Origin of the sequence: Corynebacterium sp. MSK158, from assembly GCF_030229085.1 — a bacterium.
Taxonomy (GTDB): domain Bacteria; phylum Actinomycetota; class Actinomycetes; order Mycobacteriales; family Mycobacteriaceae; genus Corynebacterium.
In genome coordinates this window covers 378,700-403,561 of the sequence record NZ_JASPHJ010000001.1, presented here as the reverse complement: position 1 = coordinate 403,561, position 24,862 = coordinate 378,700, and the positions used below count along the sequence as shown (strand labels likewise).

Here is a 24,862-nt window from a genome sequence, read left to right as displayed (position 1 = left end):
AACGGGTGTTACATCCCCACCGAGTTAGTTACGAGATTGTGACCATCTTGTTACCAACGAGATGTAACAGTAGCGTCTCGAAAAGATAACAGCAACCCAAATTAAGAAACTTTCAGGCCCTCCTCGGGGAAATTGTCCACGAGCAGGCAACATGTGGCACGCGGAATATCATTAGTGCGATAAAGATCCCACGCGAGCTCCGCGTGCGTCACGCAAAACTAGCGGTCTTTGCCTTCAATAGTGTTACAGCCAGAGTTAAGAGTGTGAAACCAGGGCAGATTTTATACTCCTTATATATTTGTATAGCTCAGGTGCAGGGGTTGCCGCCGGTGATTTTGCGAGCGCTTCGTCGCGCCACCCCGATTTCACTTCCGGAAGGTGGCAAAGTGGACGCCGATGAACAAAAACACCAGCCCCCAATCTCGGTCAACGCCCCGCCCGCGTAGCCAGGCGCGGGGCCGTACGGTGCGCGCGGAGCGCACCCCACGCGCGCCTCATCCCAGCGGGTCACGCCAGTCCTCTGGATCGGCGCAGCGCGTCGCCCGCAAGGCCGGCTCCAAGGCCAAGGCGCGCCGTACCCCCGCGCCGTTGACCAAAGCCGGGCGCATTCGCCGCATGCTTATTACGGCGGCAGTGCCCAACGTGGTTATTGTCCTTATCATTATGGCCATCGCGCTTGGCAGTCTCATGCTCACCGGCTCTCCCATGGCGTGGTGGTACACCATCGTGGCGGAGGCCTGGATGGTCTTTAACCTCGCCCCGGTCTCTGCGGCTGATGTGCATATTTCCTTCCTGCCGGCCTTGCCAGCGCTTATTCTCGCCGCGGTGGTGGCGGTTCGTGTGCGCAGCGCGGTAAAACACAAGGTCAGCGTCAAGGACCTGCTTACTCTTTTGGCCTGCGTGCTTGGCGTGCCGGTGGTATTTACCATCATCGCGTGGCTGATGCTGTGGGATGCGGGCAATGTCTATGACGTCTCCCCGCCTAATCTGGCGCAGGCGTTGCTGCGCGTTATTGTTCTGCATCTGGCCGCCATGACGTCCGGTATGGGGTGGCGCTTGTGGCGGGCGTTGGCCAAGCGTTATGGGGTACCGCGCCCGCTTGTCGACGCCACCCAGATCGCCCTTCGCTATCTCGCCTACCTGGCCATTGGCGCAGCCGCAGTCTTTGCGGTGGTATTCCTTGTCAATGTCTCCCGCCAGGGCGAGATGATGAATGACTATCCTACGATCTCCGGCTTAGGCATTGCCGGACTCGTGCTGCTGAGCGTGCTCTACATTCCCAATGCCATCGTGAGCACCGCGGCGGTATTGGTGGGCTCGGAGTTCTCCGTAGGCGAAGGCTCGGTAAGCCTCTTTAGCGCCCACCTCGTGCCGCTGCCACCGCTGCCCATTACCGGCGGCATTCCTGCTTCCGCGCCCAGCTGGGCGGTGGCGCTATTGATCGTCCCCCTCTGCGCTGCAATCTACTCTTTGTACAAGAAACGTCCGAGCTTTCAAGACGTCCTCGTAGCTACGGTGGCCTCCGCAGTACTCATGCTGGTTGCCTGCTACCTTGTCAGCGGTGACCTTGGCTACTACGGCGCGACCGGCCCGCAGCTGTGGACTGCCGCAGGCCTTACCGCCCTGTGGATGGCTGTCGTTGGTTGTGCCGTTGCCGCAGGCTTCGCCTTCGTGGCCTGGCGCGCGGCCCGCACGGTACCTGGTGTGGATCCAGCCGCCGATGAGCCCGCTGCTGATGCCACCACTACCGAGGTGACCGATGCAGCGACCGCCGAAACTGACGACGCCCCCGCCGAACCGGAGCGCGAGCCCATCACCGATCCGGAAATCGTTGATGCCGAGGTAGTCGAGGACGAGCCCCAGGATTCCGCACCTGGCGAGGCCGCAGAGGAACCGGAAGAAGAGCAGAAAGAAGAGGACACTCCAGCCGAAGAAACAGCAGAGCAGCAGGATGAGGCTGAGGAGGGCAATGAAAGGGGCGTCGCCAAGCCGCTGAGCCAACAGCTCAAGGACCAAATGGGGGAGAGTGAGCAGGACTCTGCGGGCGAAGATTCCCCCGAGGAGGGGGAGAGGGGCTAGGCTATAGCGCGTGACTTCACCGATGCCTCCGCGCTATACCGCTGACCCTGAACGCCTCCGAGTGGTTGTGCTCGTTTCTGGAACGGGTTCCCTGCTACAAGCCATTGTGGATGCCCAGGCCGGGCATTACCAGGTAGTGAAGGTGGTGGCGGATAAGGAATGCCACGGTATTGCGCGCGCACAGGGTCACGGGATTGAAACCGAGGTCGTGGCGCTGGGTGCGGATCGCGCCGAATGGAATCAACGTCTGGTTGACGCAGTAGATGCTGCGCAGCCAGACGTTGTTGTTTCTGCGGGCTTTATGAAGATCCTGGGCCAGGAATTCTTGGACCGCTTCGAAGGCCGCACCATCAATACCCACCCGGCGCTACTGCCTGCCTTCAAGGGAGCGCACGCGGTGCGCGACGCCCTAGATTATGGCGTGAAGATCACTGGCTCTACCGTCCACTTTGTGGACGCGGGCGTGGATACCGGCTCCATCATCGCGCAGCGCCCCGTTGTCATTGACGCGGACGATGACGAGTCCACCCTCCATGAACGCATTAAACAAGTAGAGCGCGATCTCATCGTGGAGGTGCTGCGTGCAGCTAACGTCCACGACGAGAAACTAACTATTCAACTCGCAGACTAAGACTTTTCGAAAGGCTTAATCCTCCTCATGAGCGAAGACCGCAAGCAGGTAAAGCGCGCCCTTATCAGCGTGTACGACAAGACCGGGCTGGAGGATCTAGCCCGCGCCCTCGATAAGGCAGGCGTGGAAATCGTCTCCACCGGCTCCACCGCGAAGAAGATCGCGGACCTAGGCATCGAGGTCACACCGGTAGAAAAGCTCACCGGCTTCCCGGAGTGCTTGGAAGGCCGCGTCAAGACGCTGCACCCGCGCGTGCACGCCGGAATCCTGGCCGATACCCGCAAGGACGACCACCTCAACCAGCTCTCCGAGCTCGAGGTAGAGCCTTTCCAGCTCGTCGTGGTCAACCTGTATCCCTTCCGCGAGACCGTGGCCTCGGGCGCGGACTTTGATGGCTGCGTGGAACAGATTGATATCGGCGGCCCATCCATGGTGCGTGCGGCCGCCAAGAACCACCCGTCCGTCGCCGTTGTGGTAGACCCTTCCCGCTACGGTGAGGCAGTGGAGGCCGTGAACAACGGTGGCTTTACCCTGGAGCAGCGCCGCGGCTTGGCGCGCGACGCCTTCCTGCACACCGCGGATTATGATGCGGCCGTCTCCGCGTGGTTCGTGGATCAGCTCAGTGAGGAGGGCCAAACCACCCCGCTGCGCTACGGCGAGAACTCTCACCAGGCGGCGACCGTCACCCGCATCGGTTCTAAGGGCCTTGCCAATGCCACCCAGTTCAATGGCAAGGAGATGAGCTACAACAACTACCAGGATGCGGATGCCGCGTGGCGCGCCGCGTGGGACCACGAGCGCCCCTGTGTTGCGATTATCAAGCACACTAACCCATGCGGCATTGCCGTGTCCGAGGAGTCCATCGCCGCCGCCCACCGTGCGGCGCACGCGTGCGACCCAATGTCCGCCTTCGGTGGCGTGATTGCCGTCAACCGTGAGGTCACCGTAGAGATGGCCGAGCAGGTCAAGGAGATCTTCACCGAGGTCATCGTTGCGCCTTCCTATGAGGACGGCGCCATCGAGGTGCTCAAGGCCAAGAAGAACCTGCGCGTGCTGCAGGCAGAGCACGAAGACCAGCACGAGGAGCGCAAGTACATCTCCGGCGGCGTGCTCACCCAAGAGCCAGACACCTACCAGGCCGAGGGCGATAACCCGGCCAACTGGACCCTGGCTGCGGGCGAGGCCCTCAACGAGTCCGACTTGGCTGAGCTCGAATTCGCATGGCGCGCCGTGCGCGCGGTGAAGTCCAATGCCATCTTGCTGGCCCAGGACAATGCCACCGTGGGCGTAGGCATGGGCCAGGTCAACCGCGTTGACTCCGCCAAGCTGGCCGTCGAGCGCGCCAACACCTTGGCCGATGGTGCCAACCGCACCGAGGGCTCCTTCGCCGCTTCTGACGCCTTCTTCCCATTCGCCGATGGTTTGCAGGTGCTTCTCGACGCCGGCGTCAAGGCCGTTGTCCAGCCCGGCGGCTCCATCCGCGACGAAGAAGTCATCGCGGCAGCGAAGGAAGCCGGCGTTACTTTGTACCTGACCGGTACCCGCCACTTCGCGCACTAGCCTAAGCTAAATGCCATGACATTCCCTATCCGCCGGGCCTGGGGCCCGGCAGCCGCCCTTATCGCCTGCGCGCTCACCCTAAGCGCCTGCGGCGACGAGGACGCGGCGAATAATTCCCCTAACTTTGTCAACACCGAGGCACGCGGCACGGCCGATCCCCTCTACGGAAAAGAGAGCACGTCCGCAGCGCCCGCGTCCTTATCCGCGGCACCGCCTGCCTCTTCCTCGGATCCATCGGCCGCGGCACCCGCCGGTGACGTTCAAGCCGTGCTTGACCGCATCGTGGCAGAACATGGAAACGTGGGCATTGCGGTCTCCGATGGCACCACCACCATTGAAGCGGGGCGCACCGCTCCCGAAGCCGCGTGGTCAACCTCCAAGGTGCCGGTGCTCATCGCGGCGAATCGAGTGGGTGCTGCCGATAGCCAGCTAGTGTCCTCTGCAATCACCTACTCCGATAACGAGGCTGCCAAGACCGCGTGGGCGGGGCTAGGGGAGGGGACCGCAGCCGCGCAGGCCACGCAAAGCGTCATCGCGGAGGCGGGCGATGTCGCCACCCAAGTCCAATCCCAGGTCACCCGCCCGGAATTTACGGCCTTTGGCCAAACCATGTGGAGCGTGGGCAACCAAGCAAAGTTTATGGCCGGGTTGCGCTGCGTTGAAGGAGTGCAGCCGATTATCGACGCCATGGGTGTCGCCGATCCCGCCCAAGGCTACGGCCTGCGCAGCCTGCCGGGGGCCTTGATGAAGGGCGGCTGGGGCCCGAGCCCGGCCGGTTCCTACGATGTGCGGCAGATGGGCATCGTGCAGCTGGGCGGGCACGACGTCGCCGTGGCACTGATTGCCTCATCCTCTGATGGCCAGTACGCCTCCACCCAAACGGTGCTTACCTCCATGGCCGAAGCCCTAGCGCAGGCTGATTCCCAGTGGTCCAGCCCTGCCTGCTAAGCCCGTCAGTAGAAAGGAAAACTCATGACTTCTCGCTTAAGCCTCCGTTCGCTCATTGCCGCAGGCTTCGTCCCGCTCGTGGCCGCCAGCCTCGCGCTGAGCGGTTGCAGTGACTCCACGGACGACGCTGCCCCGAGCTTCAAAGGGAAGGGCAGCGGAATGACCACGGTCAATAACTCCGACAGAGAAGAGGAAAACGCCGAGGAATCCACGGCCGCGCAAGAGACTGTAACCAAGCAAGAGGAAGCCTCGGAGGAACCGCCGGTAGTTACGGTCACGCAGACGGAAAAGCAGGAGGCCTCGTCTTCCACCGGTGGGGGACAAAAGACTGGCGAAGGCAACTATATTTCTGATTTCAATGGGCACGGATGGCTCGATGGTGGCTACGCAAGTTGCAACCGGTTTGAACGTGCCCTGTTTGCCGGTACTGGTCCTGATGGCAGGGTTATCATTTGCGAGACCGGAGGTGGCTACAAGTTCTATCGCTCATCGATGTTTGATGGCCAGTTTGAATCGGGTGACGTTACCCAAGACGGCAACAACTACTACGTCAATGCGGATCCGTCGATCATTGTGGTGACGCCGAGTGGCGTAAGCGTGCGCGAGGGCGGCGGATTGGCCGCCACGGGCGAGTTCACGGAGTCGTGGCAGCGCTAACGCGGAAAACGAGGGGCTAGCGCGACTTCTTCTTGCGGTCGGCCGCTGCGGCGGCGGCCGCAGAGATGGAGTCGTTGCGATTCTTCAGTAGCTCGAGGGTAGTTTCCTCGGCATTGTCGGGGACGGAGGCGCCGAGGACGGCCAAGGCGGCGTCGGCAAGCATGGCGGCAGTCTCCGGAACCGACTGGGAAGCGTCGAACGGAGGGGTGCCGTTATTGGGGCGCATTTCAATAACGGACAGCGCGATGTGGAAGGGCAGCTCCACGCGGGGGTCATCCTCGCCCACAATGGCGGCGGCGGTGGAGCGGAAATGATTCTGTAGGCGGTCGCGGGACTCGTGATACTCGGAGAACTCCGAAGAATTAGCCACCGGCAGCTGATACAGGCGGCCCACGTTCCAGCCACTGGTGAGCAGCAGACGCGATTCTGCGGCGACCAAAGACCACAGGCGCTGTGCTGGGGCCGCGTCGGTACCTGCCAACTCATCGGCCAACTCCAAGGAGGGCTCGATGGTGGAATTGAGCAGCGTCAGGAAAATCTCCGTCTTGGACGGGAAGTGGTAGTACAGCGACGCCTGACGGATGCCCACCGCGTCTGCGATCTGGTGCGTGGACGTGGTAGCAAAACCCTGAGTAGTGAAAAGCTCGGAGGAGGCGTCCAGGATCTCCTCTCGGGCGCTATTGCCCCTGCGCCGCGGGCTGTGTTTACGCGGCCTACCGACATTGCCTGCCATGCGGTGGGACGCCTCCTTTCGCAAAAGAGAAATCACTTCTAATAATCAACTGTACAATCTTATGCCCGACTAGGTACTGCTTCCGAATCCGCACCGTAGAGACTATTTATATTCTTCCGTCCGACGGGCAATAGACTCAAACGCCGCCGAGACAATGCGGCACGCGGAGCCATAAGCAGTGCGGTCCAACGGCGGGAGATCGCGCAATATTGCCGAGTGATCACTAACGCCCTCGTACCAACGGCGCAACTCTAACGCATAGCCAGTGCGCCACGCTAGGTCCAAAGCCTCTGCATCAGCAGCGCTAAGCAGACCGCGTTCCACGCCGATCGCTAAGCGATCCACCGTGGGGCGCGGCCCCGGCGCCGCCCAGCGTGCGATTGCCGCGATGGGGGAGAGCAGTGTGACTTTAATATCCACCGCTGTATCGCGGTCCGGCAGGCCATCGACCATCTTTAGGGCAGGAGGGCGCTGGCTCAAGGCTTCTTCCAGTAGCGCTTGTTCCCCGCCGTTTCCAAGGGGCAGGCCGGCGTCGACTCGCGCGGCGATGGAATCGGCGGCTACGTGAGCCTGGAGACCGACATCAGCGAAGACCTCTTGCAGATCGGCATCTTCACCCATCCACACCACGGGCATGGAGGGCAACTGGTCGCCACGGGCGGCAGCGCCGCTAAGGCGGACCGGGGAGTTGACCCCCGGGGAGCGAACAATATCCGTAATCAGCCGGGAATACCAGTGGGCCAATTCAATCTCATTGTCTTGGTGGGCGACCGCGTTGCGCAAGATATCTTGGGCCTCTGCGAGCAGTCCGCGGGCCGTAGCGCGAGACTGGCAGTGCGGGGCGAGCTCGGAGAGATCGAGTAGGGATTGGTGCAGGGCCATTGCTCACTGCCTTTCACTAGTGCGGGGCCAGTGTACCCCGCCGGCTGCGGGGTACACGAATGTTTTCAATCTAACACCTCAGCCTGGTAAGCCGTGCATGTGGGCCACGAGGAGGGATAGGGGGGGCTAAAACGACTTTCGCCGCCTGCCCTCGAGGAGGGAGGCGGCGAAAGCTTATGGTTCTTTTACCGTGTCACACTTGCCAGCGGCAAAAGTGCGCTGTTGATACCCAGCTACTGTTTAGCGGGTGGTGAACGGCAGGAGAGCCATTTCGCGTGCGTTCTTGACTGCGGTAGCAACCTGACGCTGCTGCTGCGGGGTCAGACCGGTGACGCGACGGGAACGGATCTTGTGACGATCCGAGATGAACAGACGCAGAGTCTTGGTGTCCTTGTAGTCCACCTTCTCGATGCCCTCAGCCTTCAAAGGGTTCTTCTTTGGGCGACGGCTCTGCTCCATACGGAACTTCTTTTGGTTATTGCGCTTATTAGCCATTGTGCAATTACCCCTTTACCAGCTGGACTTACGAACGCCCGGCAGCTCACCACGGTGAGCCATGCCGCGCATACGGACACGGGACAGGCCGAACTTGCGGAGGTAACCGCGTGGGCGGCCATCGGCAGCGTCACGGTTACGTACACGGGCTGGGGAAGCGTCACGAGGCTGGCGGTTCAGCTCGAACTGAGCCTCCAGGCGCTCCTCATCCGGGGTGTTCGGGTTCTTGATGATCTTCTTGAGCTCAGCGCGACGCTCCGCGTAGCGGGCGACGATTTCCTTGCGCTGCTCGTTCTTAGCGATCTTGGACTTCTTAGCCATTGATTATCGCTCCTCGCGGAATTCGACGTGCTTGCGGGCAATCGGATCGAACTTCTTCAAGGTGATGCGATCCGGGTTGTTGCGCTTGTTCTTACGGGTCACGTAGGTGTAACCGGTGCCCGCAGTGGACTTAAGCTTGATGATTGGGCGGATATCGTTACGTGCCATACTTAAATCTTCTCCCCACGTGCGCGAATCTTAGCCACAACGGACTCGATGCCATCGCGGTCGATGATCTTCATGCCCTTCGTGGAAACATTCAGGGTGATGGTACGGCCCTCAGAGGGCAGGTAGTAGCGACGACGCTGCACGTTGGGGTTCCAACGGCGCGAAGTGCGGCGGTGCGAGTGCGAGACCTGCTTGCCGAATTCCGGCTTGCGGCCCGTTACCTGGCAAATAGCCGACATGGGTCTTCTTTCTCCTAGCCGCCCACATCATGGCTATAGACAATGAAGCGCCGACTGCCGTGTGAGGGTGGCAGTGCTCAAAAGTGAGGTGTGAGCGGGTGCGGCGCCATCGTCAAACACCAGTAGACGGGGCGTAAAACGTATATTTTGACAACAGCAAGGGAAAATCTTACAGCCTCGGACGCGAATTACCTAATCGCTATCTTGCTGTGGCAGGTGGGCCGTTTGCCGTGCTGGGGTGGTGTTTGCCTGTGGGGCACCGTTAAGCGTGGCGTAAGAAACGGGAGTGAAATGAGTGGTTGCCGCTGGTTGGGGATTTCGCATATGGGTTAGTTGACTGTAGGATAATTCAGGTTGTTGACCCGTGCCGCGCGGCGCGCGGTTAACAGAGTGAAATTTGTACGTCCCAACTCGGGCACGATCCACGCTAAGGGTGTGGAACCGACCCGTAGTCCAACCCTGAGGGAATATATATGAAGAAAGATATTCACCCGGATTACCACCCGGTAGTCTTCCGTGATGCTGGTACCGGTCACTCCTTTTTGACCAAGTCCACCGCTTCCTCCGACCGCACCGTTGAGTGGGAAGACGGCAACGAGTACCCACTGATCGTCGTTGACGTTACCGCTGAGTCCCACCCGTTCTGGACTGGTGCACAGCGCGTTATGGATACCGCCGGCCGCGTCGAGCGCTTCAACCAGCGCTTCGGTGGCATGGCACGCCGCAAGAAGAAGAACGCGTAAGGAGGAGAGTAGAAAATGGCAACTCCTAAGTTTAAGAAGTCCCGTGCGAACACCCACGCACGCCGTTCCCAGTGGAAGGCTGACAATGTAGCCCTCCAGGAAGTCACCATCGACGGCCAGACCGTCCGCATCCCGCGCCGCCTGGTTAAGGCTGCCAAGCTGGGCCTGGTTGACGTAGAGCAGTTCTAAGCTCGCTCTTTAATCTCCCCGTCCGCTCTCGATTAGAGGGCTGGGCGGGGATTTTTAGCTTTAGAAGCGTTCTATAAGCATGTTTTAGCCGTATTTGGGGGACTGTGGGGGTAAATATTTCCCTTAACTTCATGAAGTTGACTGCCATAAGTAATAATTAGGACTATGAAAATCCTTGTGGTGGATGATGAACAAGCCGTCCGCGAATCGCTACGCCGTTCCTTACGCTTTAACGGCTACGAAGTGCTGACCGCTAACGACGGCTTGGAGGCCGTGGAGACGGTACGCGCTGAGAATCCCGAATTGCTTATTCTGGACGTCATGATGCCCAACATGGATGGCCTTGAGGTGTGCCGCAGCCTGCGCAGTGAGGGTTGGGACCGTCCGATCCTCGTTCTAACTGCGCGCGATGGTGTTTCGGACCGAGTGGTTGGCCTCGATGCCGGCGCTGATGACTACCTGCCAAAGCCGTTCGCTTTGGAGGAGCTCTTGGCCCGTGTGCGCTCCTTGGTGCGCCGCGCCTCCGCAGATTCCATCGCGGCTGAAACCCCAGTGGAAAGCAAGCTGAGCTTCGAGGACCTTGAACTCGACGCTGATACTCGCGAAGTCAGCCGCGGGGGCCGCGCCATTTCCTTGACCCGTACCGAGTTCGCGCTGCTGCAATTGCTGATGGAAAATCCCCGCAAGGTTCTCTCTCGCAGCAAGATCTTGGAAGAAGTTTGGGGTTATGATTTCCCTACCTCCGGCAATGCTCTCGAGGTCTATATCGGCTACCTGCGTAAGAAGACCGAGGGCGAGGGCGATGCTCGCCTCATCCACACCGTCCGTGGCGTGGGTTATGTCTTGAGGGAGTCTAATCCGTGATTTTAAGGAAGCCCGCTTCCCCTGCGGTGGCTTCCGGGAAAGTACAGTCCACCCCTCTTACCGAGTTCTCTGATCGTCAGGGGAGTTGGGCTTCACGGGCGCCACTGCGGTGGCGCCTTGCTACTGTTACTGGCCTTGTGGTGGCCGTAGCCGTTGCCTTGATGACGTTGGCAACGTATTGGGTTGTTTCTATGTCCCTTACTGCCTCCGTCGATGACCGCTTGGAGGCCAAGGCCGATGTCTTGTTGCGGCAAAGCCAAGACCCGCGGTTCATGGATAACGTGGATCAGGAAATCGAGGACTTTAAGTCCTATAACCCCGGCACCCGCGTAGCCCTATCGCCGCCCTCCATGAGCTTTTCCTACGGCGACACCATTCCTGTGGGCGGGGACTTCCACCGGACGGAGGATTACACGGAAACTTCCGTGCGTACCGTCGGTGGCGAGCGGGTGTTGGCCAAGCGCCATGATCTCGGTTCTACCGTGGTCGTCGCTCAGTCTCTCGCTCCTACGCAAGGGCTCATAGCCATCTTGGGCACGGTGCTTCTGATTATCGTTGGCCTTGGCATCTTGCTCGCCATTTTTGCAGGCCTCATCGTGTCCAAAACCGGTATGCAACCCATCGCCCGGTTGAAGCGAGCGGTGGATTACGTGACGCAGACCAACGACCTGCGTCCTATTGAGGTCTCTAATAACGACGAGATGGCGCAGTTGACCACCTCCTTTAACCAGATGCTGGAGGCACTGCAGGAATCCCGTTCGCAGCAGTCTCAATTCGTAGCCGATGCCGGACACGAGCTGAAGACCCCGCTGACCTCTATGCGTACCAATATTGAGCTTTTGATGATGCTCAATCGCGCCGGTGGTGGCTTTGGTATGAGCGATGAGGACCGCAAGGACCTCGAAGATGACGTCATGTCCCAGATGAATGAGCTCTCCACCTTGATTGGAGACCTCGTTGATTTGGCGCGTGAGGACGGCAATGAACGCGAACCGGAGCCGGTGGACCTTTGTGAAGTCATGATGGCTTCGCTGGAGCGTGCGCGCCGCCGCCGTCCCGATGTGGAGTTCTTGGTGCGTTTTATCCCGTGGGAGCTGGACGGCGACCCCTTCGCATTGGGCCGTGCCACGCTTAATCTTATGGATAATGCGGCTAAGTGGTCGCCGGCTACTGGCACGGTGCGCGTGTCTATGGAGCAGCTATCCACCCACGAGGTGCGCCTGCGCTTTGATGACTCCGGGCCTGGCATTGCACCGGAGGAGAGGGAGAAGGTCTTTGAGCGCTTCTACCGTTCGGCAGAAGCGCGCTCCATGCCGGGCTCAGGCTTGGGCCTGGCCATTGTGAAATCGGTGATTGAACGTCACGATGGCACCATCAAGATCCGCGAGTCTAATGATGGTGGTACCCGCATGGAAGTCATCTTGCCGGGCAAGCCTGTGTCGGGTGAGGTTTTCGTGGACGGTTTGGCAGATCCGCATGAGGGGCTGTCGGGTGGTAAGGAAGACCCGAACGACCGCGGTGAAATCTTTGCGCAGCGCTGGTTCAATCAGGGCTAGCGTATAAGCGTTTATACTGGTGAGGTAATACAGCAACCTTTCAGGAATTCCTAGTAGGTTGGCAGATCAGTATCAGTCTTGACCAAGCGAAGTGAGGCATAGTTTTCTCATGAACATGAGGAATGACGATTACCGCGGCTTTGATGGAAACTCCCCGGAGGGAGCGTCCCAGGAAGGTCCGGGTAGGGCCGAGCCGGTTCAGGGTGGTCCGAACTTTGGAGAAACCAACCAGCAAGATGCCGTGGCTGGCAACGCTGGCCCCTACAGTGACGGATTTGGTCTTCACAGCGGCGCTGGCGCGCAGGCACAAGAGACCGGCTCCTATTCGCAAGGCTGGAACCAACCGCGCGGCGGTGCTGAAGGCACTGACCCGCGAACGCTAGGTTCGCTGGGGCCCTATCCGGATGCCCCACAAACACAAAGCTTTAGCGGTCAGGGGCAGGAAGGCCCGATGGTCACTCCGCTGCCTCCGCAGCCGGAGCAAAAGAAGAAAATTGGCTTGGGCGCCGCCACCGCTCTGGCGGCCGTTGCCGCCATCGCCGCAGGCTCGATTGCCGGTGCTGTGGTCGGCATGAGTTCCGGGGGAGGCAATAACGATACCTCTGTAGTCAATGAAGCCCTCAAGGCTGAGCCGGCCAACAATAGCACCGGTAAGGAACCGGAGCAGGGTTCCGTTGAAGAAGTTGCCTCTAAGGTTTTGCCGGCGGTGGTTTCTATCCAGACGATGACTCGAACTGGTGGGGCTGAAGGCTCCGGTTCTGTCATCTCCCCAGATGGTTATGTACTGACCAACCACCACGTGGTTGCCGGTGCTGAGCAGGGTGGCATGATGCAGGTGACCATGAATGACGGCAGCAAGCATGAAGCTGACGTGGTGGCCTCGGATGCGAATACGGACGTGGCCATCGTGAAAATCAAGGACGTCAAGGACTTGCCCTTCTTGCAGTTCGGCGACTCCGATTCCGTTGCCGTGGGTCAAGAGGTGGTGGCCGTGGGTTCTCCTTTGGGCCTGAACGCTACCGTGACCTCCGGCATCGTATCGGCAAAGAACCGTCCCGTGCGCGCATCCCAGGAGGGTGGCGAGTCCTCATTGATTGACGCCATTCAGACCGATGCTGCAGTTAACCCTGGCAACTCCGGCGGCCCGTTGGTGGATCGAGACGGCAATATCGTGGGCATGAACTCCATGATTGCTTCGCTGTCTAATAACTCCTCCGGCGAGGGCGGCTCCATTGGCTTGGGCTTTGCAATTCCATCCAACTTTGCCAAGCGCATGGCAGATGAGCTCATCAATGACGGCAAAGTTTCCCACCCAACCCTTGGAGTGAAGGTGCTAGCGCGCGACGACGGCAATGGTGCCCGCATCGCCGAGGTAGAGCCGGGCGGTCCAGCAGATAAGGCGGGCTTGAAGGATGGCGACATTGTCACCCGCGTCAACGACCGCCTGATTGAAAACGCTGATGCGCTCATCGCGGCGGCGCGATCCCAAGATTTTGGCGCGACGGTGACCTTGGAAGTTACCCGCGAAGACTCGGATGAATCTCGTCAGGTAGAGGTAACCCTCTCGGGCGAGTAAATTACTGTGCAAGACCTCATTAGGTGCTGAATGCGCCGTACCTCACCCCGCCACAAGGCCGTACTGCCTTAACTTAAGGAGAAAAATGCCAGATTCGCAGCACGATGTGACCGACTCCGCGCAGCCCGACGGCGCGAATAAGCGCGATTCCTTGATGGATGTTGCCGAACCCGATGATGCCTTCCTGTTGGCGAGCGAGCAGGAGGATAGCCTTGCCGCCCCGCGCCGTGGGCTCATCGTTATTGTCACCGATCATCCCGGTGAGCAATCCGATAGCACTTCGCAGCTGGTAAGTGAGCTGCTCGCGGAGGCCAATTTCCGCGTTGATGGCGCCATCGTGGTGCGTTCCAAGAAATCCAAGATCCGCCAGGCCATTGAGACCGCTGTGGTCGGTGGCGTGGACTTGGTCCTCACCGTCGGCGGCACCGGCGTGGGCCCGCGCGATAAGACTCCGGAGGCTACTCGGTCTGTCATCGACAAGATGGTTCCGGGTGTGGCGCAGGCGCTGCGTTCTTCTGGCCAAGCCTGTGGCGCGGTGGATGCCTGTACGTCCCGCGGTCTATCGGGTGTTTCGGGCTCTACCGTAGTGGTCAACCTTGCCTCCTCCCGCGCTGCCGTCCGCGATGGTATGGCTACCTTGGCGCCTCTGGTGCACCACCTGATTGACCAGCTGCAGCAATCGAGCGTCCAGTAGGCGCAGGGTATTTTCTATGACGTCGCGGAGAAATCGCCGGCGAGTATTTCGCCAATCTGCTGCTGCCGACTATGACCGTAGTGCTGATAAGCCCGGCGGACCCGCTGCCCACGGTGTTGATGAAGAGAGAATCGTTACCGTCGATGACGCGGATTCGGTGGCGGTAGAGGGGGAGTCCGGCCAGCGCGATGAACAGTTCTACCGAGAGAATCAGCCCCCACACTACGGCGGCTAGTGCCTAAGGCAGGATGCAGGTCTGGAGCCATAGCGGTACATAAAAGCCCGCGGTTTCGCTTCCGAAGAAGTGAAACCGCGGGCTCTGCGCTGTATATGCAGCGAAGGGAACTAGGCCTGGTGGCGGCCGCCGCCGGTGGAACCGTTATCGGCGTCGGTAGCGCCGCGGGCGGAACCGTCAATGCCGGTTCCTGCGATGTCCTGATCGGAGACGTTTTGGGCCTCGAGCAGGTCGCGGATTTCCGCAAGCAGTTCCTCGGAAGTTGGGGCAGGGGCCTCAGGGTCCACACCGTGGCGGCGCTTAGTGGCCTCGGTGAGCTTGTTGATCGGCATGACGATGAGGAAGTAGACCACTGCGGCGATGATGAGGAAGTTGATCGCTGCGGTGATTACTGCGCCGAAGTCAACGAGGGTGTTTTTGTTGTCGGTGATTTGGAAGCCCAATCCGTCCACCTCAGCGGAGCCAAGGGAATTGATGATCGGCTGGATGATGGAGTCAGTAACGGCAGTGACGATTGCGGTGAAGGCGGAGCCGATGATGACCGCGGTGGCAAGTTCGATGACGTTGCCGCGCATAATGAAGTCTTTAAAACCCTTGAGCATGGTGAAATGCACGAACCTTTCTGGGAATAACTAAGGGTTGGTATAAACCATGGACACCGCGAAACTTTAGTGCAGCTGTTAACCAACCACAACTGTTGTGGCTGAAATGGACTAGCGTTGTTGCGGGTGAGCGCGGTCACCCACGATAACTACAGTGAGTGGCTGGCTTAGCGACGCCGCGGCTACATCATTGGCGTGGTCTTGAGGCAGCGCGAGCAAAACAGTAGAGGAAGAGGCCTCGCCCTCGGAGCTGGAGGTCGACACCACGCGGCCGCCGGTGGCGATAACGCGCGCGGTGGGCGTGGCGGGAGCCGACCCCTCTGCGGCTGGGGCGGATGCGGCGTCGACGGCGGTTACCACGTCCACGGTATCGCCATGGTGTAGGTGGGGGATGATGTCTGGCTCGGCGAGCTTCACCGGGATCATCCGCGCAGCCGTGGCGTCGGAGCCTCCGACCAAGCTGGAGACGAGGTCTTCTCCCAATAGGCGAGCATCGGTAATTACCTCGCCCTTGCCGGCTGCGGCGGTTATCACGCGGCCAGTAAGTTCTTCTGGCTTTGCCGCTACCGCGGAATCGGGGATGGAGGAGGAGGGAAGGCGGGCCAAGTCGACGTCGGCAAGCGCCAGCTCCGCGCCCGCAGGAAGATCGCGGCTGAAGACGGGCACGCGCGGCAGCTCCTTGGCCGCAGATAAGGCCGAAGCCAGCGCGGCAATAAGAAGGGCCACCGCAATGGCGCGGCGCACTACAACGCCGCGGCGGTGGCCAGGAGTGCGAAGGGTGGAAATGAGGCGGGGCATACGCGAAGTGGACATACTCTTTTAGACTGCCCGAAACCGCGCATGGTTCCCGCACCCTAAAACTAGAAGCGTGTGATGCCCTCTGCGGTGACGACGGCGTCAACCTTGCGGTCATGGTCCTCGGTAGGCAGCTCGTCTAGGAATTCGGAAGGGTAGACCATGGCGAAAACCGGCGGCTTGCCGTGGGGAAGCGGCTCCAGCGCGCGGTCATAGTAGCCGCCGCCCTTGCCCATGCGGTTGCCCTTGGCATCTACTGCCATGGCGGGGGCAAGCACCAAATCGCACTCGGCCAGCACGCTGCTATCAAAACTTGGGCCTTGGGGCTCATTCAAACCCAATGGGCTGGTGTGCATGGCTTCCTTGCCGCGGTATTCGGCAAAGGTCAACGTGCCATTCTCACCGGAAATTGGCAGGAGGACGCGGGAGACATGTGCCTTGAGCCACGGCACAAAGTCCGCACCACCAGGCTCAGAGCCCAAAGGCCAGTAGGCGGCCACGGTCATGGACTCGGTGAGCTCGGATTCGAGATGCTTGCGCACGGCGGCGGTAAAAGCATCGTGGTCCTCGGAGGAAAGTTGGCGGCGGGCCTGGACCAAGCGGGCGCGCAGCTCGTTTTTGGCGGTGATGGAAGAGGTCATAAATAAATCATAACCCCACGGCGTAGCGGTGCACAGGAAAATAATGTGGCGTTGTACGCTATTGTGCATGGCTATAGAACGCGAAGATTCCGCCCGCGGAATCACCACGGTTGTAGTTCCAGCGGCAGGTATGGGCACCCGATTTTTGCCCGCCACCAAGACGGTTCCAAAGGAACTGCTGCCCGTTGTTGATACTCCCGGTATCGAACTCATCGCAGAGGAGGCAGCGTCTGTCGGCGCGCGCCGCCTTGCGGTGATTACCGCGCCCGATAAGCAAGAAGTCATGCGCCACTTCGAGGCTTTCCCCGAGCTGGTAGAGACCCTCGAATCTCGCGGCAAGGACGAACAGGTGGCCAAGGTCAAGCGCGCCAACCAGATCATTCACCCCGTTGCGGTGGAGCAGGAAAAGCCGCTGGGCTTGGGCCACGCGGTGGGCCTTGCCGAAGAGGTGCTTGGGGAAGACGAGGATTCCTTCGCCGTCATGCTCCCTGATGACATTGTCTTGCCCGCCACCGTCATGGCGGATATGGCGCGTGTGCGCGCGGCATTGGGCGGCAGCGTGCTGTGTGCCTTCGAGGTCCCGCGCGAGCAGACCTACAACTACGGCGTTTTCGACGTGGAGGATACCGATGCCCCTGGCGTGAAGAAGGTCGTTGGCATGGTGGAAAAGCCGGCAGTAGAGGATGCTCCTTCTAACCTCGTGGCCACCGGCCGCTACCTTTTGGACCGCAAGATCTTTGATGCCCTGCGCCGCATTAAGCCGGGCAAGGGCGGCGAGCTGCAGCTTACTGACGCCATCGAGCTCCTCATTGAGGAAGGTGAGCCCGTCCACGTGGTAGTCCACCAAGGAAAGCGCCATGATTTGGGCAATCCCGGCGGCTATATCCCCGCCAACGTGGACTTTGGCCTGCGCGATGAAAAGTATGGTCCCACGCTGTATAAAGCGATTAAGCAAATCATGGCCGAGTATGAGGACGAGCACGGCCTAGCCTAGGGATTTTCCCGGTGGCCAAGGACGTGGAAGCGAAGAAAGGGCGGGCATAGACCTTATGCGTTCAGTTGATGACCAGTTGGCGCTGGTAACGGATGCGGCGACGACGCCGGAGCCGGTGCGCATCGGTATTTCCAACGCGCTGGGTTTGATGTGCGCCGAGCAGGTACAGGCTAACCAGCCCCTGCCAGGCTTCCCGCAGGCGGCGATCGATGGTTACGCGGTGCGCGCCGTGGATATTGGAGGCGAGCGGGGCCTGCGGGTGCGCCGCCACAAGGACCAGGAAGAACAGTCCGCAGAGGGCGAAGAGGATGCGGATTCCCCGCAGCCGGAGGTAGAGCGTTCCTTGCCCGTGGTGGGCGAGGTTCCGGCCGGCTCCAAGCAGCCGCTGCGCCTGCAACCTAAGCAAGCGGTGCGCGTATATACGGGTGCGCCTTTGCCCACGCTTGCCGACGCCGTCCTTCCCCTCGAGTGGACTGACCGCGGCCGCAAGCGCGTTACCGCCCACCGCCCGGTGCGTTCTGGTGACTTTGTGCGCCGAGTGGGCGACGATATTCAGCCTGGCGATGTCGCCGTATCTTCCGGCACCGTCTTGGGGCCTGCCCAGATTGGCCTTCTAGCCGCGGTGGGCCGCTCAAAGGTGCTGGTGTATCCGCGGCCGCGTATTACCATCATTTCCTTTGGCCGCGAGTTGGTTGACTTGGATCAAGAACCGGCACTGGGTCAGGTTTTTGACGTGAACTCTTATTCCTTAGCTGCCGCGGCCCGTGAAGCCGGGGCAGAGGTGCACCGCGTAGGCATTGCCGAGGGCGAGCCGCGCCGCATCCGCGAAGCGTTGGAAAAGCACATTGCCCGCAGCGAGGTGCTGGTAATCTCCGGCGCAGTGGGTGGCGCTGGTGCCGAGGCTATCCGCGAGATCCTCGACGACCTTGGTGATGTCGATACCTCCCGCGTGGCCATGCATCCCGGCTCCGTTCAGGGCTTTGGACTGGTGGGCGAGGAGCGCATTCCTACCTTCTTGCTGCCGTCCAATCCGGTGTCCGCGCTTGTGGTCTTTGAGGTGTATATCCGCCCGCTCATCCGCTTGGCGCTGGGCAAGCGCAATGCGCACCGTCGCGTGGTGCGTGCCCGCGCGTTAAACCACATCGATTCTCGTCCTGGCCGGCGCGGCTTCATCCGTGCTCGTCTGATGCGCGATGCCGAAACCGCGGACTACTTGGTGGAAGGCCTCGGCGGTGCCGCAGGGGCCCCGGCACACCTCTTGGCCGGCCTTTCAGAGGCCAACGCCATGATTCGCGTGCCGGAAGAGGTCACGGAAATCCGCCCGGGCGATGTGGTTGATGTGTTGTTTTTGACCCAGCGCAGCTAATGCTCGATCCTTTCGGCAACGCGGCGGATAGGTTCCGCCATCCTGCTACCGGCCCCACCGATGCCATGCATCCGGGGTGGCCGGAATCTACTCCTTTTGTCCAGCTTCCCCCCTCTTCTGTCTTTCCCTCGGGGGCGCGGATGCGTTTGCGCCCCCTGCTGCGTTCCGACGGCCATGAGTGGCGGCGTCAGCGCATCGACGATGAAAACTTCCTCCGCCCGGTTGAGCCGACCCAAGCCGCACCGTGGGCGGAGGCGCATAGCCAGCAGGCGTGGTGGAATCACCTGATGTACCTGCGCACCGCCGTGCGTGAGGCGCTGGTGGTCCCGCTCGTCATTGAGGTGGAGGGGAAATTCGCGGGGCAGGTGACCCTGGGAAATATTCAGCATGGCAGCATTCGCGATTGCTGGATTGGCTACTGGGTCTATTCCGCGGTTCACGGCGCCGGGGTGGCTACGGCCGCCACCGCCTTGGGGGTGGACCACGCCTTTGGGCGGGTGGGTTTGCACCGCGTGACCGCCACCTATTTGGAGCATAACCCGGCCTCGGGTCGCGTCTTGGCCGCCAACGGATTCCGGCATGAAGGGTATTTGCGGCGCAATTTGCATATCGACGGCGCGTGGCAGGACCACCACTACGTGGCGTTGGTGAAAGAAGACTTTGCCTCTACGGCGGTGGAGCGCCTGCGTCAAGCTGGACGACTGGCGTGAAATAGCGTCCCAATCGCTGGGATTTCCACCTCAATTTTCACATAAGTCACAACATTGTAATTTGTGCGAATTTGGGGTGCTACGGTGCGGTTTCACCGTTTAAGGTGGAGTAATCATCTGTATTCAAGGGGAAGGTCCTTTTCGTGTCGACAGCTGTGCCGATTATCGCGATCATCGTGGTGTGGCTCTTCGTGCTCGCACCGTGGCTATTGGGTAGGAATAATCGCCCAATGAGCCATACCGGTGAGGCCTTTGAAGATACCCGTGTCCTCTTTGAAGGAGATTCCGGCAAGGTCGCTGGCCGGCGCCGTCCGCGCCTGCGCGCCGGCGACGTCCACCGCCGTGACGATGAGGCCGAGGCGGACTACGAAGTCGTCGAGGCCGCAGACGCTGCCGACAGTGAATCCGATAGTAAGGCCACCAAGTCCTCGTCGCGCTCCGTAACTATTGCCGGTGCCGCACGCCGGGCCAAGTCCCAGCCCTTCGGTAGCGGTAGCCGTGCGTTTACTGCAGCATCCGCCTCCACCGCTGGTGAAGAATCCACGCAACAGGCAGAAACCATCGATGGTGAATTGGTGGAAGAAGCGGTTGCAGAAGAAGACGAGTCTGCAGTCGAGCCACAGGCAGCTGCGGTTCCTGTCTCCCAGCAGGCAGATGCGGACAAGGAAGCCAGCACCGCAGAGGCGGACGATGTCGATGACGTGCTCCTGGAGGACGAGGACGACGCCGCGGACGAGTCCACTAAGGACAAAGCCTCCGATGTTGCCGCCGCCGAGGCTGAGGTCTTTAGCGCCCCAGCTGTCTCTAGCGTGGCGAGCGATGCTTATGCCTATGACGAAACCTATACCTCGCCGGTAGACCTCATGTATCCGGGTGCCGTAGACAAGGCCGAGGACAGTGAAGACGACTGCGCAAATTCTGCCAGCGCGGATGATGCCGAGCCTGCATCTGCAGAAACGGTGGATACCGAGGGAGCTGAAGAACTCGCTGAGACCGCCGAAGCAGACGACGCCGGCATGGATACCGACCTGTCCGAGGACGAGGTCGAGTTCGCCCAGCGTCGTTTGGGTCGCGGTGGCTGGGACCCGGTAGCGGAAAAGGAAAAGTCGGCGACGCGCTACCAGCGCCGTCAGCGCACCCTGCTGGGGCTTGCCGTGGCCGTGGTGCTCACGGTAGCCCTCGGCATTGTAGTCGGTGGCTGGACTTGGTGGTTGGCTGCCGTCGCCGGCGTGCTCACCGTGGCCTACTTGATCGCCCTTCGCTCCCAGGTACGCCAGGAACAGGCACTAATGCGCCGCCGCGTGCGCCACCTGCGCCGCGCCCGCTTGGGCGTGCGCAACACCGAGGATGAAGAGCTGAAGATTCCGCGCAATCTGCGCCGCCCAGGCGCCGTGGTTGTGGAAATCGACGATGAAAGCCCGGACTTCGTGCACCTTCCGCTGAGCTATAGCGATGGTGAGGACGGCGACTTTGACGGCCCGCACGCCGGGCCCGATGGTTATGGCCGTCGCGATGACCTAGCGGCCCGCCGCGCTGGATAAGCGCGCGTAGCGGACTAGCTAGCAGCGCCGTGAAGCTCGTCAGCGCTCGTTGTCTGCGAGTTCGCGAGCGCGTTGTATTCCTGCGCTAGGCCATAATTCGGCACGCCGCTCTCCAGCCACACCCCGGAGGTACCGCGGCGATGGGAGCCGATAAGGTGCGTGTCAATCATGCCGATGGCCTCCATGAGGGCGAAACAGGTAACCGGTCCAACGAAGCGAAAGCCCTTCTTCTTAAGCTCGCGGGACATGAGCTTGGACTCGTAGCTCTTTTTCGGAATATCTTCCATCACTGTGGGGTAGAGGTTCTCCGGAGGTTGGTAGGCCCAAATGAACTCTGCCAGCCCGCCTTCCTCGCGCAGAGCGATGGTCGCCTTGGCGTTATTAATCGCGGCGCGGATTTTGGTTTCGTTGCGGATAATGGAGGCGTCGCCAAGCAAACGCTCCACGTCTGCCTCGCCGAATTGGGCGACCTTGTCCGGATCGAAGTTACAAAAGGCCGCGCGAAACGCCTCGCGCTTCTTGAGCACCACAGCCCAGGACAGGCCGGACTGGAAAGACTCGAGGCTCAAGCGCTCGTAGAGTCCAGCTTCATCGAAAATGGGCAGGCCCCATTCGGTGTCGTAATACTCCTTCAGCATTGGCGAGGACATCGCCCAAGGCGGGCGGCCCAGGCCATCATCGTCATAGACCAAGGTGGTGCGCTCTTCGGACTGCGTAGTTGGTTCGCTCAAGGTGTGTTCTCCTTTTATCTTTTGTGCGTGGTTCCCATTGAATCAGCCCGCGCGGCCGTGGTCTTTTCCTTCCCCCGCCAAAGGGCGAATTTCCCAGGAGTATGGGTGTAGTCCATTGCCTTCGCATCGGGTGAGGGGTTCAGGGTAATCTGTTCAGCATGAATAGACCTGCCGTACGCGATGCCGCACTGCTTCTTTTTCGAGCGGTCCTCGGATTAATCTTTATCGCACACGGCGTGGACAAGATGTTTATGACCGGCATGGATGAAACCGTGGGGCAATTTTCCGCCCTGGGGGTGCCGCAGCCACAGCTTTCCGGCTATATCGCCGCCATCGGGGAGATGGCCGGCGGTGCATTCCTCGTCGTTGGTCTGCTCACCACTTTTGTCGCCGGGGCACTCGCATTGCTCATGGGGTGTGCCCTGTATTTCGTGCACCTGGGCCACGGGTTATTTGCTGCCGATGGTGGAATCGAATACCCACTGGTATTGCTGTTATCCCTGCTGATGATCGTAATTTTTGGCTCCGGTAGAGCCAGCATGGACGGGGTGCTCAGCAATGTTGACGCATAGCCAGGTCCAAGCGGCAATCTCCGCGCACATGGATGGAGAGCACTCCGATCTGTCCCAGGACGTCATTGATACTCATCTGGAAAGCTGCGCCGAATGCCGCGCTTTTCGCGACAAGGCGGCCGCGCTATCGCGTTCATTGAGCTTTGTGGAGCCCGTGGATTCCGGCATGGCTCCGCCCACGGATCTTTCTGATGTCATCTTGGCCGGCGTGGAGCCGGAATGGCGACGTACCTCGAGCGCGCGCCAAGCTAACCTGACGGTCGCGCGCGCCGCCATGGTTCTTATGGGGGCCATCTTTGCAATCTGGGCAGTGGTGCTCATCGTGCACGCCTCCGGGCTCGTACCGTTGGGTGCGGAAGGAAGAGTTCTAGATCCCACTGCGGATCCGGAGCGAGCCAACCTGCTGATGGAGGGCGCGGCAGTGCGCTTTGGCATGGCCTGTGGTCTTTTCTTCAGCGCCTGGCGCCCCGCGGCGGTCACCGGACTGCTTCCGGTATCGGCCACGATGTTTGCCTTCCTCTTCGGCTTTGGCATGCGCGATATAGCGCTGGGTACCGTAACCATTGAGCAGGTGTATTTCCTTATCGCCACTGCGCTTGCGACTCTTAGCCTGGCGTGGGCCTGGGCGGCGGAAAAGGGCTACCTGGTGCGCGCGTGGTGGAAGTCCCTCAACGCGCAGCCGCAATAAACTCCGCTCTGGCCAGGTTAGGTCCAGCTCGGCAGCCACATCATGGAGTGGTACCAGGAATCTGGAATCTTGTAGCCGTACAAAATGGGGGAGAAGTAGAAGAACATTGCCACTACCAGGGCTAGGTAGAACACGGCGGCGATGGTACCCCAACGTACGGGGCCGCCGGCCAAGTTCTTCAGCCATCCCCACCGCACAGGCCTGCCATGCCCGATGAGCTGGCCTAAAGCTAACGCAATAAGCACGATGACAAAGGGGATAAAAGCCGTGGCGTAGAAGAAGTACATTTGGCGGTCAAAGGCCGCGAGCCAGGGCAAGAAGCCTGCCGCAAAGCCCACCAAGGGGATAAGGAAAGCGCGGTTGCGGCGAATAATGAGCGACCACAGGCCCCACAATACGGCCGGGATGACCAGCCACCAGATGGCTGGGGTGCCAAAGAGGTAGAGCATCTTGCGACATTCGTTACTGCCATCACCGCACTGCAGGTCGGTGGAGGAGTAGTACAAGATGGGGCGGGCGGCCACGAGCCAAGCCCAGGGCTTGGAATCCCACGGGTGATGGTGGCCGCCGGAAGAGGTTAGGCTGGCATGGAATTCCAAGACAGAGGAGTGATAGTAGAACCAGCCGGCCAAGGAATCAGGCAGGTTCAGCAGCCACGATCCATCCTCGATGGTGCCATCCACCTTGGCATGGCGGTACACGGCGGTTTCGGAGGCAAACCAAGCCCGCCAGGTCCAGGCGTAGAGCAGTACCGGCACGAGCACGAGGGAGGCCAAGGCAGCAGGGGTATCGCGCACCAGGGTGCCGAGGATATAGCGGCGTACCCCATAGCGCTTGCGCAAGGCAAGGTCGCTAAAGACGGACATCAGACCAAAGAACATGATGAAGTACAGGCCGGACCACTTCACGCCCAGGGAAAGACCAAGGCAGACACCTGCGAGGAGGCGCCACCAGCGGAATCCAAAGCGCGGGCCAAAGGCGGAAGAGCCCATCCCGCCCTTCAAAAACGCGTTGTGGAGGCGCTCACGCATCTGATTATGATCGCGGGCGAGCGCCCAGGCGGCGGCTACAACGAAAAAGACTTGGAAGATATCCAGCATGCCGAACTTGGAGGAGACCAAGAGCACGCCATCAAATACGGCGATGAGGCCAGCTAGGGTTGCCACCTGCCAGGATAAAGAGACTCGGCGGGCCAGGGACATCGTCAAGAGCACGGTGGCTGCACCGAAGAGGGCCGTCATAAAACGCCAGCCCAGAGGGGAATAACCAAAGATCCATTCGGCAAGTGCCACGATCTGCTTGCCCAGCGGTGGGTGAACCACCAGCCCGTAGCCGGGGTTGGTTTCAATGCCGCCGATAAAAAGGTTATCCCAGCTTCGCACCATGTCCCAGGCTTGGGGAACATAGTGCTTTTCATCAAAGACGGGCGTGCCCTTGGAAACGGGCGCAGTAAGTCCGACAAAACGGGTAATGAGCGCAAGGACGCCGACGACGCTAGTGCTTATCCAGTCAGCTTTGCCCCACTGATAGGCGCGGGGTGCTGGCGGAGCCACGATGTCGTGCGTGGTGCGCGATGGGGCAGCGGTAGCAATAGTCACTTGGTTGAGTCTAGGCGACAACGTAGCGCGACCGCGCATTAGAGAGTATGGAAT

General features: G+C 60.5%; 29 protein-coding genes. 18 read left to right on the top strand and 11 right to left on the bottom strand.

Annotated features, from left to right (window positions below; translation table 11 throughout):
- Positions 1-378 precede the first annotated feature (378 nt).
- From QP915_RS01890 to QP915_RS01870, 5 genes are read left to right on the top strand one after another with little or no spacing between them, the layout of a single operon-like run.
- The gene (locus tag QP915_RS01890) at positions 379-2,079 is read left to right on the top strand and encodes a cell division protein PerM (RefSeq protein WP_284767707.1); all 1,701 of its coding nucleotides are present in this window, start codon (positions 379-381) and stop codon (positions 2,077-2,079) included.
- 22 nt (positions 2,080-2,101) lie between these two features.
- Positions 2,102-2,710, top strand: coding sequence for a phosphoribosylglycinamide formyltransferase (purN, locus tag QP915_RS01885; RefSeq protein ID WP_251068576.1), 609 nt, complete (start codon positions 2,102-2,104; stop codon positions 2,708-2,710).
- Positions 2,711-2,737: 27 nt separating this feature from the next.
- The gene (gene purH / locus QP915_RS01880) at positions 2,738-4,270 is read left to right on the top strand and encodes a bifunctional phosphoribosylaminoimidazolecarboxamide formyltransferase/IMP cyclohydrolase (protein WP_284767706.1); all 1,533 of its coding nucleotides are present in this window, start codon (positions 2,738-2,740) and stop codon (positions 4,268-4,270) included.
- Positions 4,271-4,285: 15 nt separating this feature from the next.
- Positions 4,286-5,218, top strand: a complete 933-nt coding sequence (locus QP915_RS01875) for a hypothetical protein (RefSeq protein WP_284767704.1) — start codon at positions 4,286-4,288, stop codon at positions 5,216-5,218.
- 24 nt (positions 5,219-5,242) lie between these two features.
- Positions 5,243-5,875, top strand: coding sequence for a hypothetical protein (locus QP915_RS01870; protein WP_284767702.1), 633 nt, complete (start codon positions 5,243-5,245; stop codon positions 5,873-5,875).
- Positions 5,876-5,891: 16 nt separating this feature from the next.
- Here QP915_RS01870 and QP915_RS01865 read toward each other — a convergent pair whose 3' ends face one another.
- The 6 genes from QP915_RS01865 to rpmB form a co-directional block, all read right to left on the bottom strand.
- On the bottom strand, positions 5,892-6,608 hold the full coding sequence (locus QP915_RS01865; RefSeq protein WP_204609795.1) for a TetR/AcrR family transcriptional regulator: 717 nt from the start codon (positions 6,606-6,608) through the stop codon (positions 5,892-5,894).
- Positions 6,609-6,710: 102 nt separating this feature from the next.
- Positions 6,711-7,490 carry a putative nucleotidyltransferase substrate binding domain-containing protein gene (locus QP915_RS01860; protein WP_284767700.1) on the bottom strand — a complete coding sequence of 260 codons (780 nt, stop codon included), beginning with the start codon at positions 7,488-7,490 and terminating at the stop codon, positions 6,711-6,713.
- A gap of 240 nt (positions 7,491-7,730) precedes the next feature.
- Positions 7,731-7,985 (bottom strand): 30S ribosomal protein S18, encoded by a 255-nt coding sequence (rpsR, locus tag QP915_RS01855; protein ID WP_005279904.1) that lies wholly within the window; start codon positions 7,983-7,985, stop codon positions 7,731-7,733.
- A 15-nt stretch (positions 7,986-8,000) separates the two neighbouring features.
- Positions 8,001-8,306: a 30S ribosomal protein S14 gene (gene rpsN / locus QP915_RS01850; protein WP_005279906.1), complete on the bottom strand. Its 306-nt coding sequence runs from the start codon at positions 8,304-8,306 to the stop codon at positions 8,001-8,003.
- A gap of 3 nt (positions 8,307-8,309) precedes the next feature.
- Positions 8,310-8,474 (bottom strand): 50S ribosomal protein L33, encoded by a 165-nt coding sequence (rpmG, locus tag QP915_RS01845; RefSeq protein WP_005279910.1) that lies wholly within the window; start codon positions 8,472-8,474, stop codon positions 8,310-8,312.
- 2 nt (positions 8,475-8,476) lie between these two features.
- Positions 8,477-8,713, bottom strand: a complete 237-nt coding sequence (rpmB, locus tag QP915_RS01840) for a 50S ribosomal protein L28 (protein ID WP_005279911.1) — start codon at positions 8,711-8,713, stop codon at positions 8,477-8,479.
- A gap of 473 nt (positions 8,714-9,186) precedes the next feature.
- On the opposite strand from rpmB, the gene QP915_RS01835 reads away from it, so the two are divergent.
- The 7 genes from QP915_RS01835 (at position 9,187) to QP915_RS01805 (ending at position 14,570) form a co-directional block, all read left to right on the top strand.
- A complete protein-coding gene (locus tag QP915_RS01835; protein ID WP_005323793.1) occupies positions 9,187-9,456 on the top strand; it encodes a type B 50S ribosomal protein L31 in 270 nt (89 codons plus the stop codon).
- A gap of 15 nt (positions 9,457-9,471) precedes the next feature.
- Positions 9,472-9,645 carry a 50S ribosomal protein L32 gene (gene rpmF, locus QP915_RS01830; protein ID WP_005279913.1) on the top strand — a complete coding sequence of 58 codons (174 nt, stop codon included), beginning with the start codon at positions 9,472-9,474 and terminating at the stop codon, positions 9,643-9,645.
- A 165-nt stretch (positions 9,646-9,810) separates the two neighbouring features.
- Positions 9,811-10,509, top strand: coding sequence for a response regulator transcription factor (locus QP915_RS01825; RefSeq protein ID WP_284767699.1), 699 nt, complete (start codon positions 9,811-9,813; stop codon positions 10,507-10,509).
- 191 nt (positions 10,510-10,700) lie between these two features.
- A complete protein-coding gene (locus QP915_RS01820; protein ID WP_284767698.1) occupies positions 10,701-12,065 on the top strand; it encodes a HAMP domain-containing sensor histidine kinase in 1,365 nt (454 codons plus the stop codon).
- Between the two features lie 109 nt (positions 12,066-12,174).
- Positions 12,175-13,641 (top strand): S1C family serine protease, encoded by a 1,467-nt coding sequence (locus tag QP915_RS01815; RefSeq protein WP_284767697.1) that lies wholly within the window; start codon positions 12,175-12,177, stop codon positions 13,639-13,641.
- Positions 13,642-13,726: 85 nt separating this feature from the next.
- A complete protein-coding gene (locus QP915_RS01810) occupies positions 13,727-14,335 on the top strand; it encodes a MogA/MoaB family molybdenum cofactor biosynthesis protein (protein ID WP_179386229.1) in 609 nt (202 codons plus the stop codon).
- 16 nt (positions 14,336-14,351) lie between these two features.
- On the top strand, positions 14,352-14,570 hold the full coding sequence (locus QP915_RS01805; RefSeq protein WP_284767696.1) for a hypothetical protein: 219 nt from the start codon (positions 14,352-14,354) through the stop codon (positions 14,568-14,570).
- Between the two features lie 110 nt (positions 14,571-14,680).
- Here QP915_RS01805 and mscL read toward each other — a convergent pair whose 3' ends face one another.
- The 3 genes from mscL to QP915_RS01790 all read right to left on the bottom strand — a co-directional run bounded on the left by mscL (position 14,681) and on the right by QP915_RS01790 (position 16,608).
- Positions 14,681-15,172: a large conductance mechanosensitive channel protein MscL gene (gene mscL / locus QP915_RS01800; protein ID WP_284767759.1), complete on the bottom strand. Its 492-nt coding sequence runs from the start codon at positions 15,170-15,172 to the stop codon at positions 14,681-14,683.
- Positions 15,173-15,283: 111 nt separating this feature from the next.
- The gene (locus QP915_RS01795; RefSeq protein ID WP_502869301.1) at positions 15,284-15,985 is read right to left on the bottom strand and encodes an SAF domain-containing protein; all 702 of its coding nucleotides are present in this window, start codon (positions 15,983-15,985) and stop codon (positions 15,284-15,286) included.
- 47 nt (positions 15,986-16,032) lie between these two features.
- The gene (locus QP915_RS01790; protein WP_284767694.1) at positions 16,033-16,608 is read right to left on the bottom strand and encodes a 5-formyltetrahydrofolate cyclo-ligase; all 576 of its coding nucleotides are present in this window, start codon (positions 16,606-16,608) and stop codon (positions 16,033-16,035) included.
- Between the two features lie 67 nt (positions 16,609-16,675).
- On the opposite strand from QP915_RS01790, the gene QP915_RS01785 reads away from it, so the two are divergent.
- From QP915_RS01785 to sepX, 4 genes are all read left to right on the top strand, one after another.
- On the top strand, positions 16,676-17,602 hold the full coding sequence (locus tag QP915_RS01785; protein WP_179386230.1) for a UTP--glucose-1-phosphate uridylyltransferase: 927 nt from the start codon (positions 16,676-16,678) through the stop codon (positions 17,600-17,602).
- A 55-nt stretch (positions 17,603-17,657) separates the two neighbouring features.
- On the top strand, positions 17,658-18,968 hold the full coding sequence (glp, locus tag QP915_RS01780) for a molybdotransferase-like divisome protein Glp (protein WP_005329134.1): 1,311 nt from the start codon (positions 17,658-17,660) through the stop codon (positions 18,966-18,968).
- Entirely contained in the window at positions 18,968-19,678 is a 711-nt protein-coding gene (locus tag QP915_RS01775) for a GNAT family N-acetyltransferase (RefSeq protein WP_284767693.1), read from the top strand. The genes glp and QP915_RS01775 overlap by 1 nt, the downstream gene beginning before the upstream one ends.
- Before the next feature lie 143 nt (positions 19,679-19,821).
- Positions 19,822-21,219: a divisome protein SepX/GlpR gene (gene sepX / locus QP915_RS01770; protein WP_284767692.1), complete on the top strand. Its 1,398-nt coding sequence runs from the start codon at positions 19,822-19,824 to the stop codon at positions 21,217-21,219.
- A 14-nt stretch (positions 21,220-21,233) separates the two neighbouring features.
- On the opposite strand, the gene QP915_RS01765 is transcribed toward sepX, so the two are convergent.
- Positions 21,234-21,950 carry a DNA-3-methyladenine glycosylase I gene (locus QP915_RS01765; RefSeq protein WP_239277777.1) on the bottom strand — a complete coding sequence of 239 codons (717 nt, stop codon included), beginning with the start codon at positions 21,948-21,950 and terminating at the stop codon, positions 21,234-21,236.
- A 158-nt stretch (positions 21,951-22,108) separates the two neighbouring features.
- Between QP915_RS01765 and QP915_RS01760 the strand changes: the two genes are divergently transcribed.
- Both QP915_RS01760 and QP915_RS01755 read left to right on the top strand, forming a co-directional pair.
- Entirely contained in the window at positions 22,109-22,522 is a 414-nt protein-coding gene (locus tag QP915_RS01760; RefSeq protein WP_284767690.1) for a DoxX family protein, read from the top strand.
- Positions 22,509-23,210: a zf-HC2 domain-containing protein gene (locus tag QP915_RS01755; protein WP_284767689.1), complete on the top strand. Its 702-nt coding sequence runs from the start codon at positions 22,509-22,511 to the stop codon at positions 23,208-23,210. The genes QP915_RS01760 and QP915_RS01755 overlap by 14 nt, the downstream gene beginning before the upstream one ends.
- A gap of 17 nt (positions 23,211-23,227) precedes the next feature.
- Here QP915_RS01755 and pmt read toward each other — a convergent pair whose 3' ends face one another.
- The gene (gene pmt / locus QP915_RS01750) at positions 23,228-24,847 is read right to left on the bottom strand and encodes a protein O-mannosyltransferase (RefSeq protein ID WP_284767688.1); all 1,620 of its coding nucleotides are present in this window, start codon (positions 24,845-24,847) and stop codon (positions 23,228-23,230) included.
- Between the last annotated feature and the right edge of the window lie 15 nt (positions 24,848-24,862).

What these genes read in the sequence shown, in the direction of transcription:
- purN (WP_251068576.1), top strand. Translation starts at nt 2,102, where the DNA reads ATGCCTCCGCGCTATACCGCTGACCCTGAACGCCTCCGAGTGGTTGTG.
- purH (WP_284767706.1), top strand. Translation starts at nt 2,738, where the DNA reads ATGAGCGAAGACCGCAAGCAGGTAAAGCGCGCCCTTATCAGCGTGTAC.
- QP915_RS01875 (WP_284767704.1), top strand. Translation starts at nt 4,286, where the DNA reads ATGACATTCCCTATCCGCCGGGCCTGGGGCCCGGCAGCCGCCCTTATC.
- QP915_RS01870 (WP_284767702.1), top strand. Translation starts at nt 5,243, where the DNA reads ATGACTTCTCGCTTAAGCCTCCGTTCGCTCATTGCCGCAGGCTTCGTC.
- QP915_RS01865 (WP_204609795.1), bottom strand. Translation starts at nt 6,608, where the DNA reads ATGGCAGGCAATGTCGGTAGGCCGCGTAAACACAGCCCGCGGCGCAGG.
- QP915_RS01860 (WP_284767700.1), bottom strand. Translation starts at nt 7,490, where the DNA reads ATGGCCCTGCACCAATCCCTACTCGATCTCTCCGAGCTCGCCCCGCAC.
- rpsR (WP_005279904.1), bottom strand. Translation starts at nt 7,985, where the DNA reads ATGGCTAATAAGCGCAATAACCAAAAGAAGTTCCGTATGGAGCAGAGC.
- rpsN (WP_005279906.1), bottom strand. Translation starts at nt 8,306, where the DNA reads ATGGCTAAGAAGTCCAAGATCGCTAAGAACGAGCAGCGCAAGGAAATC.
- rpmG (WP_005279910.1), bottom strand. Translation starts at nt 8,474, where the DNA reads ATGGCACGTAACGATATCCGCCCAATCATCAAGCTTAAGTCCACTGCG.
- rpmB (WP_005279911.1), bottom strand. Translation starts at nt 8,713, where the DNA reads ATGTCGGCTATTTGCCAGGTAACGGGCCGCAAGCCGGAATTCGGCAAG.
- QP915_RS01835 (WP_005323793.1), top strand. Translation starts at nt 9,187, where the DNA reads ATGAAGAAAGATATTCACCCGGATTACCACCCGGTAGTCTTCCGTGAT.
- rpmF (WP_005279913.1), top strand. Translation starts at nt 9,472, where the DNA reads ATGGCAACTCCTAAGTTTAAGAAGTCCCGTGCGAACACCCACGCACGC.
- QP915_RS01825 (WP_284767699.1), top strand. Translation starts at nt 9,811, where the DNA reads ATGAAAATCCTTGTGGTGGATGATGAACAAGCCGTCCGCGAATCGCTA.
- QP915_RS01820 (WP_284767698.1), top strand. Translation starts at nt 10,701, where the DNA reads ATGTCCCTTACTGCCTCCGTCGATGACCGCTTGGAGGCCAAGGCCGAT.
- QP915_RS01815 (WP_284767697.1), top strand. Translation starts at nt 12,175, where the DNA reads ATGAACATGAGGAATGACGATTACCGCGGCTTTGATGGAAACTCCCCG.
- QP915_RS01810 (WP_179386229.1), top strand. Translation starts at nt 13,727, where the DNA reads ATGCCAGATTCGCAGCACGATGTGACCGACTCCGCGCAGCCCGACGGC.
- QP915_RS01805 (WP_284767696.1), top strand. Translation starts at nt 14,352, where the DNA reads ATGACGTCGCGGAGAAATCGCCGGCGAGTATTTCGCCAATCTGCTGCT.
- mscL (WP_284767759.1), bottom strand. Translation starts at nt 15,172, where the DNA reads ATGCTCAAGGGTTTTAAAGACTTCATTATGCGCGGCAACGTCATCGAA.
- QP915_RS01795 (WP_502869301.1), bottom strand. Translation starts at nt 15,985, where the DNA reads ATGTCCACTTCGCGTATGCCCCGCCTCATTTCCACCCTTCGCACTCCT.
- QP915_RS01790 (WP_284767694.1), bottom strand. Translation starts at nt 16,608, where the DNA reads ATGACCTCTTCCATCACCGCCAAAAACGAGCTGCGCGCCCGCTTGGTC.
- QP915_RS01785 (WP_179386230.1), top strand. Translation starts at nt 16,676, where the DNA reads ATGGCTATAGAACGCGAAGATTCCGCCCGCGGAATCACCACGGTTGTA.
- glp (WP_005329134.1), top strand. Translation starts at nt 17,658, where the DNA reads ATGCGTTCAGTTGATGACCAGTTGGCGCTGGTAACGGATGCGGCGACG.
- QP915_RS01775 (WP_284767693.1), top strand. Translation starts at nt 18,968, where the DNA reads ATGCTCGATCCTTTCGGCAACGCGGCGGATAGGTTCCGCCATCCTGCT.
- QP915_RS01760 (WP_284767690.1), top strand. Translation starts at nt 22,109, where the DNA reads ATGAATAGACCTGCCGTACGCGATGCCGCACTGCTTCTTTTTCGAGCG.
- QP915_RS01755 (WP_284767689.1), top strand. Translation starts at nt 22,509, where the DNA reads ATGTTGACGCATAGCCAGGTCCAAGCGGCAATCTCCGCGCACATGGAT.
- pmt (WP_284767688.1), bottom strand. Translation starts at nt 24,847, where the DNA reads ATGCGCGGTCGCGCTACGTTGTCGCCTAGACTCAACCAAGTGACTATT.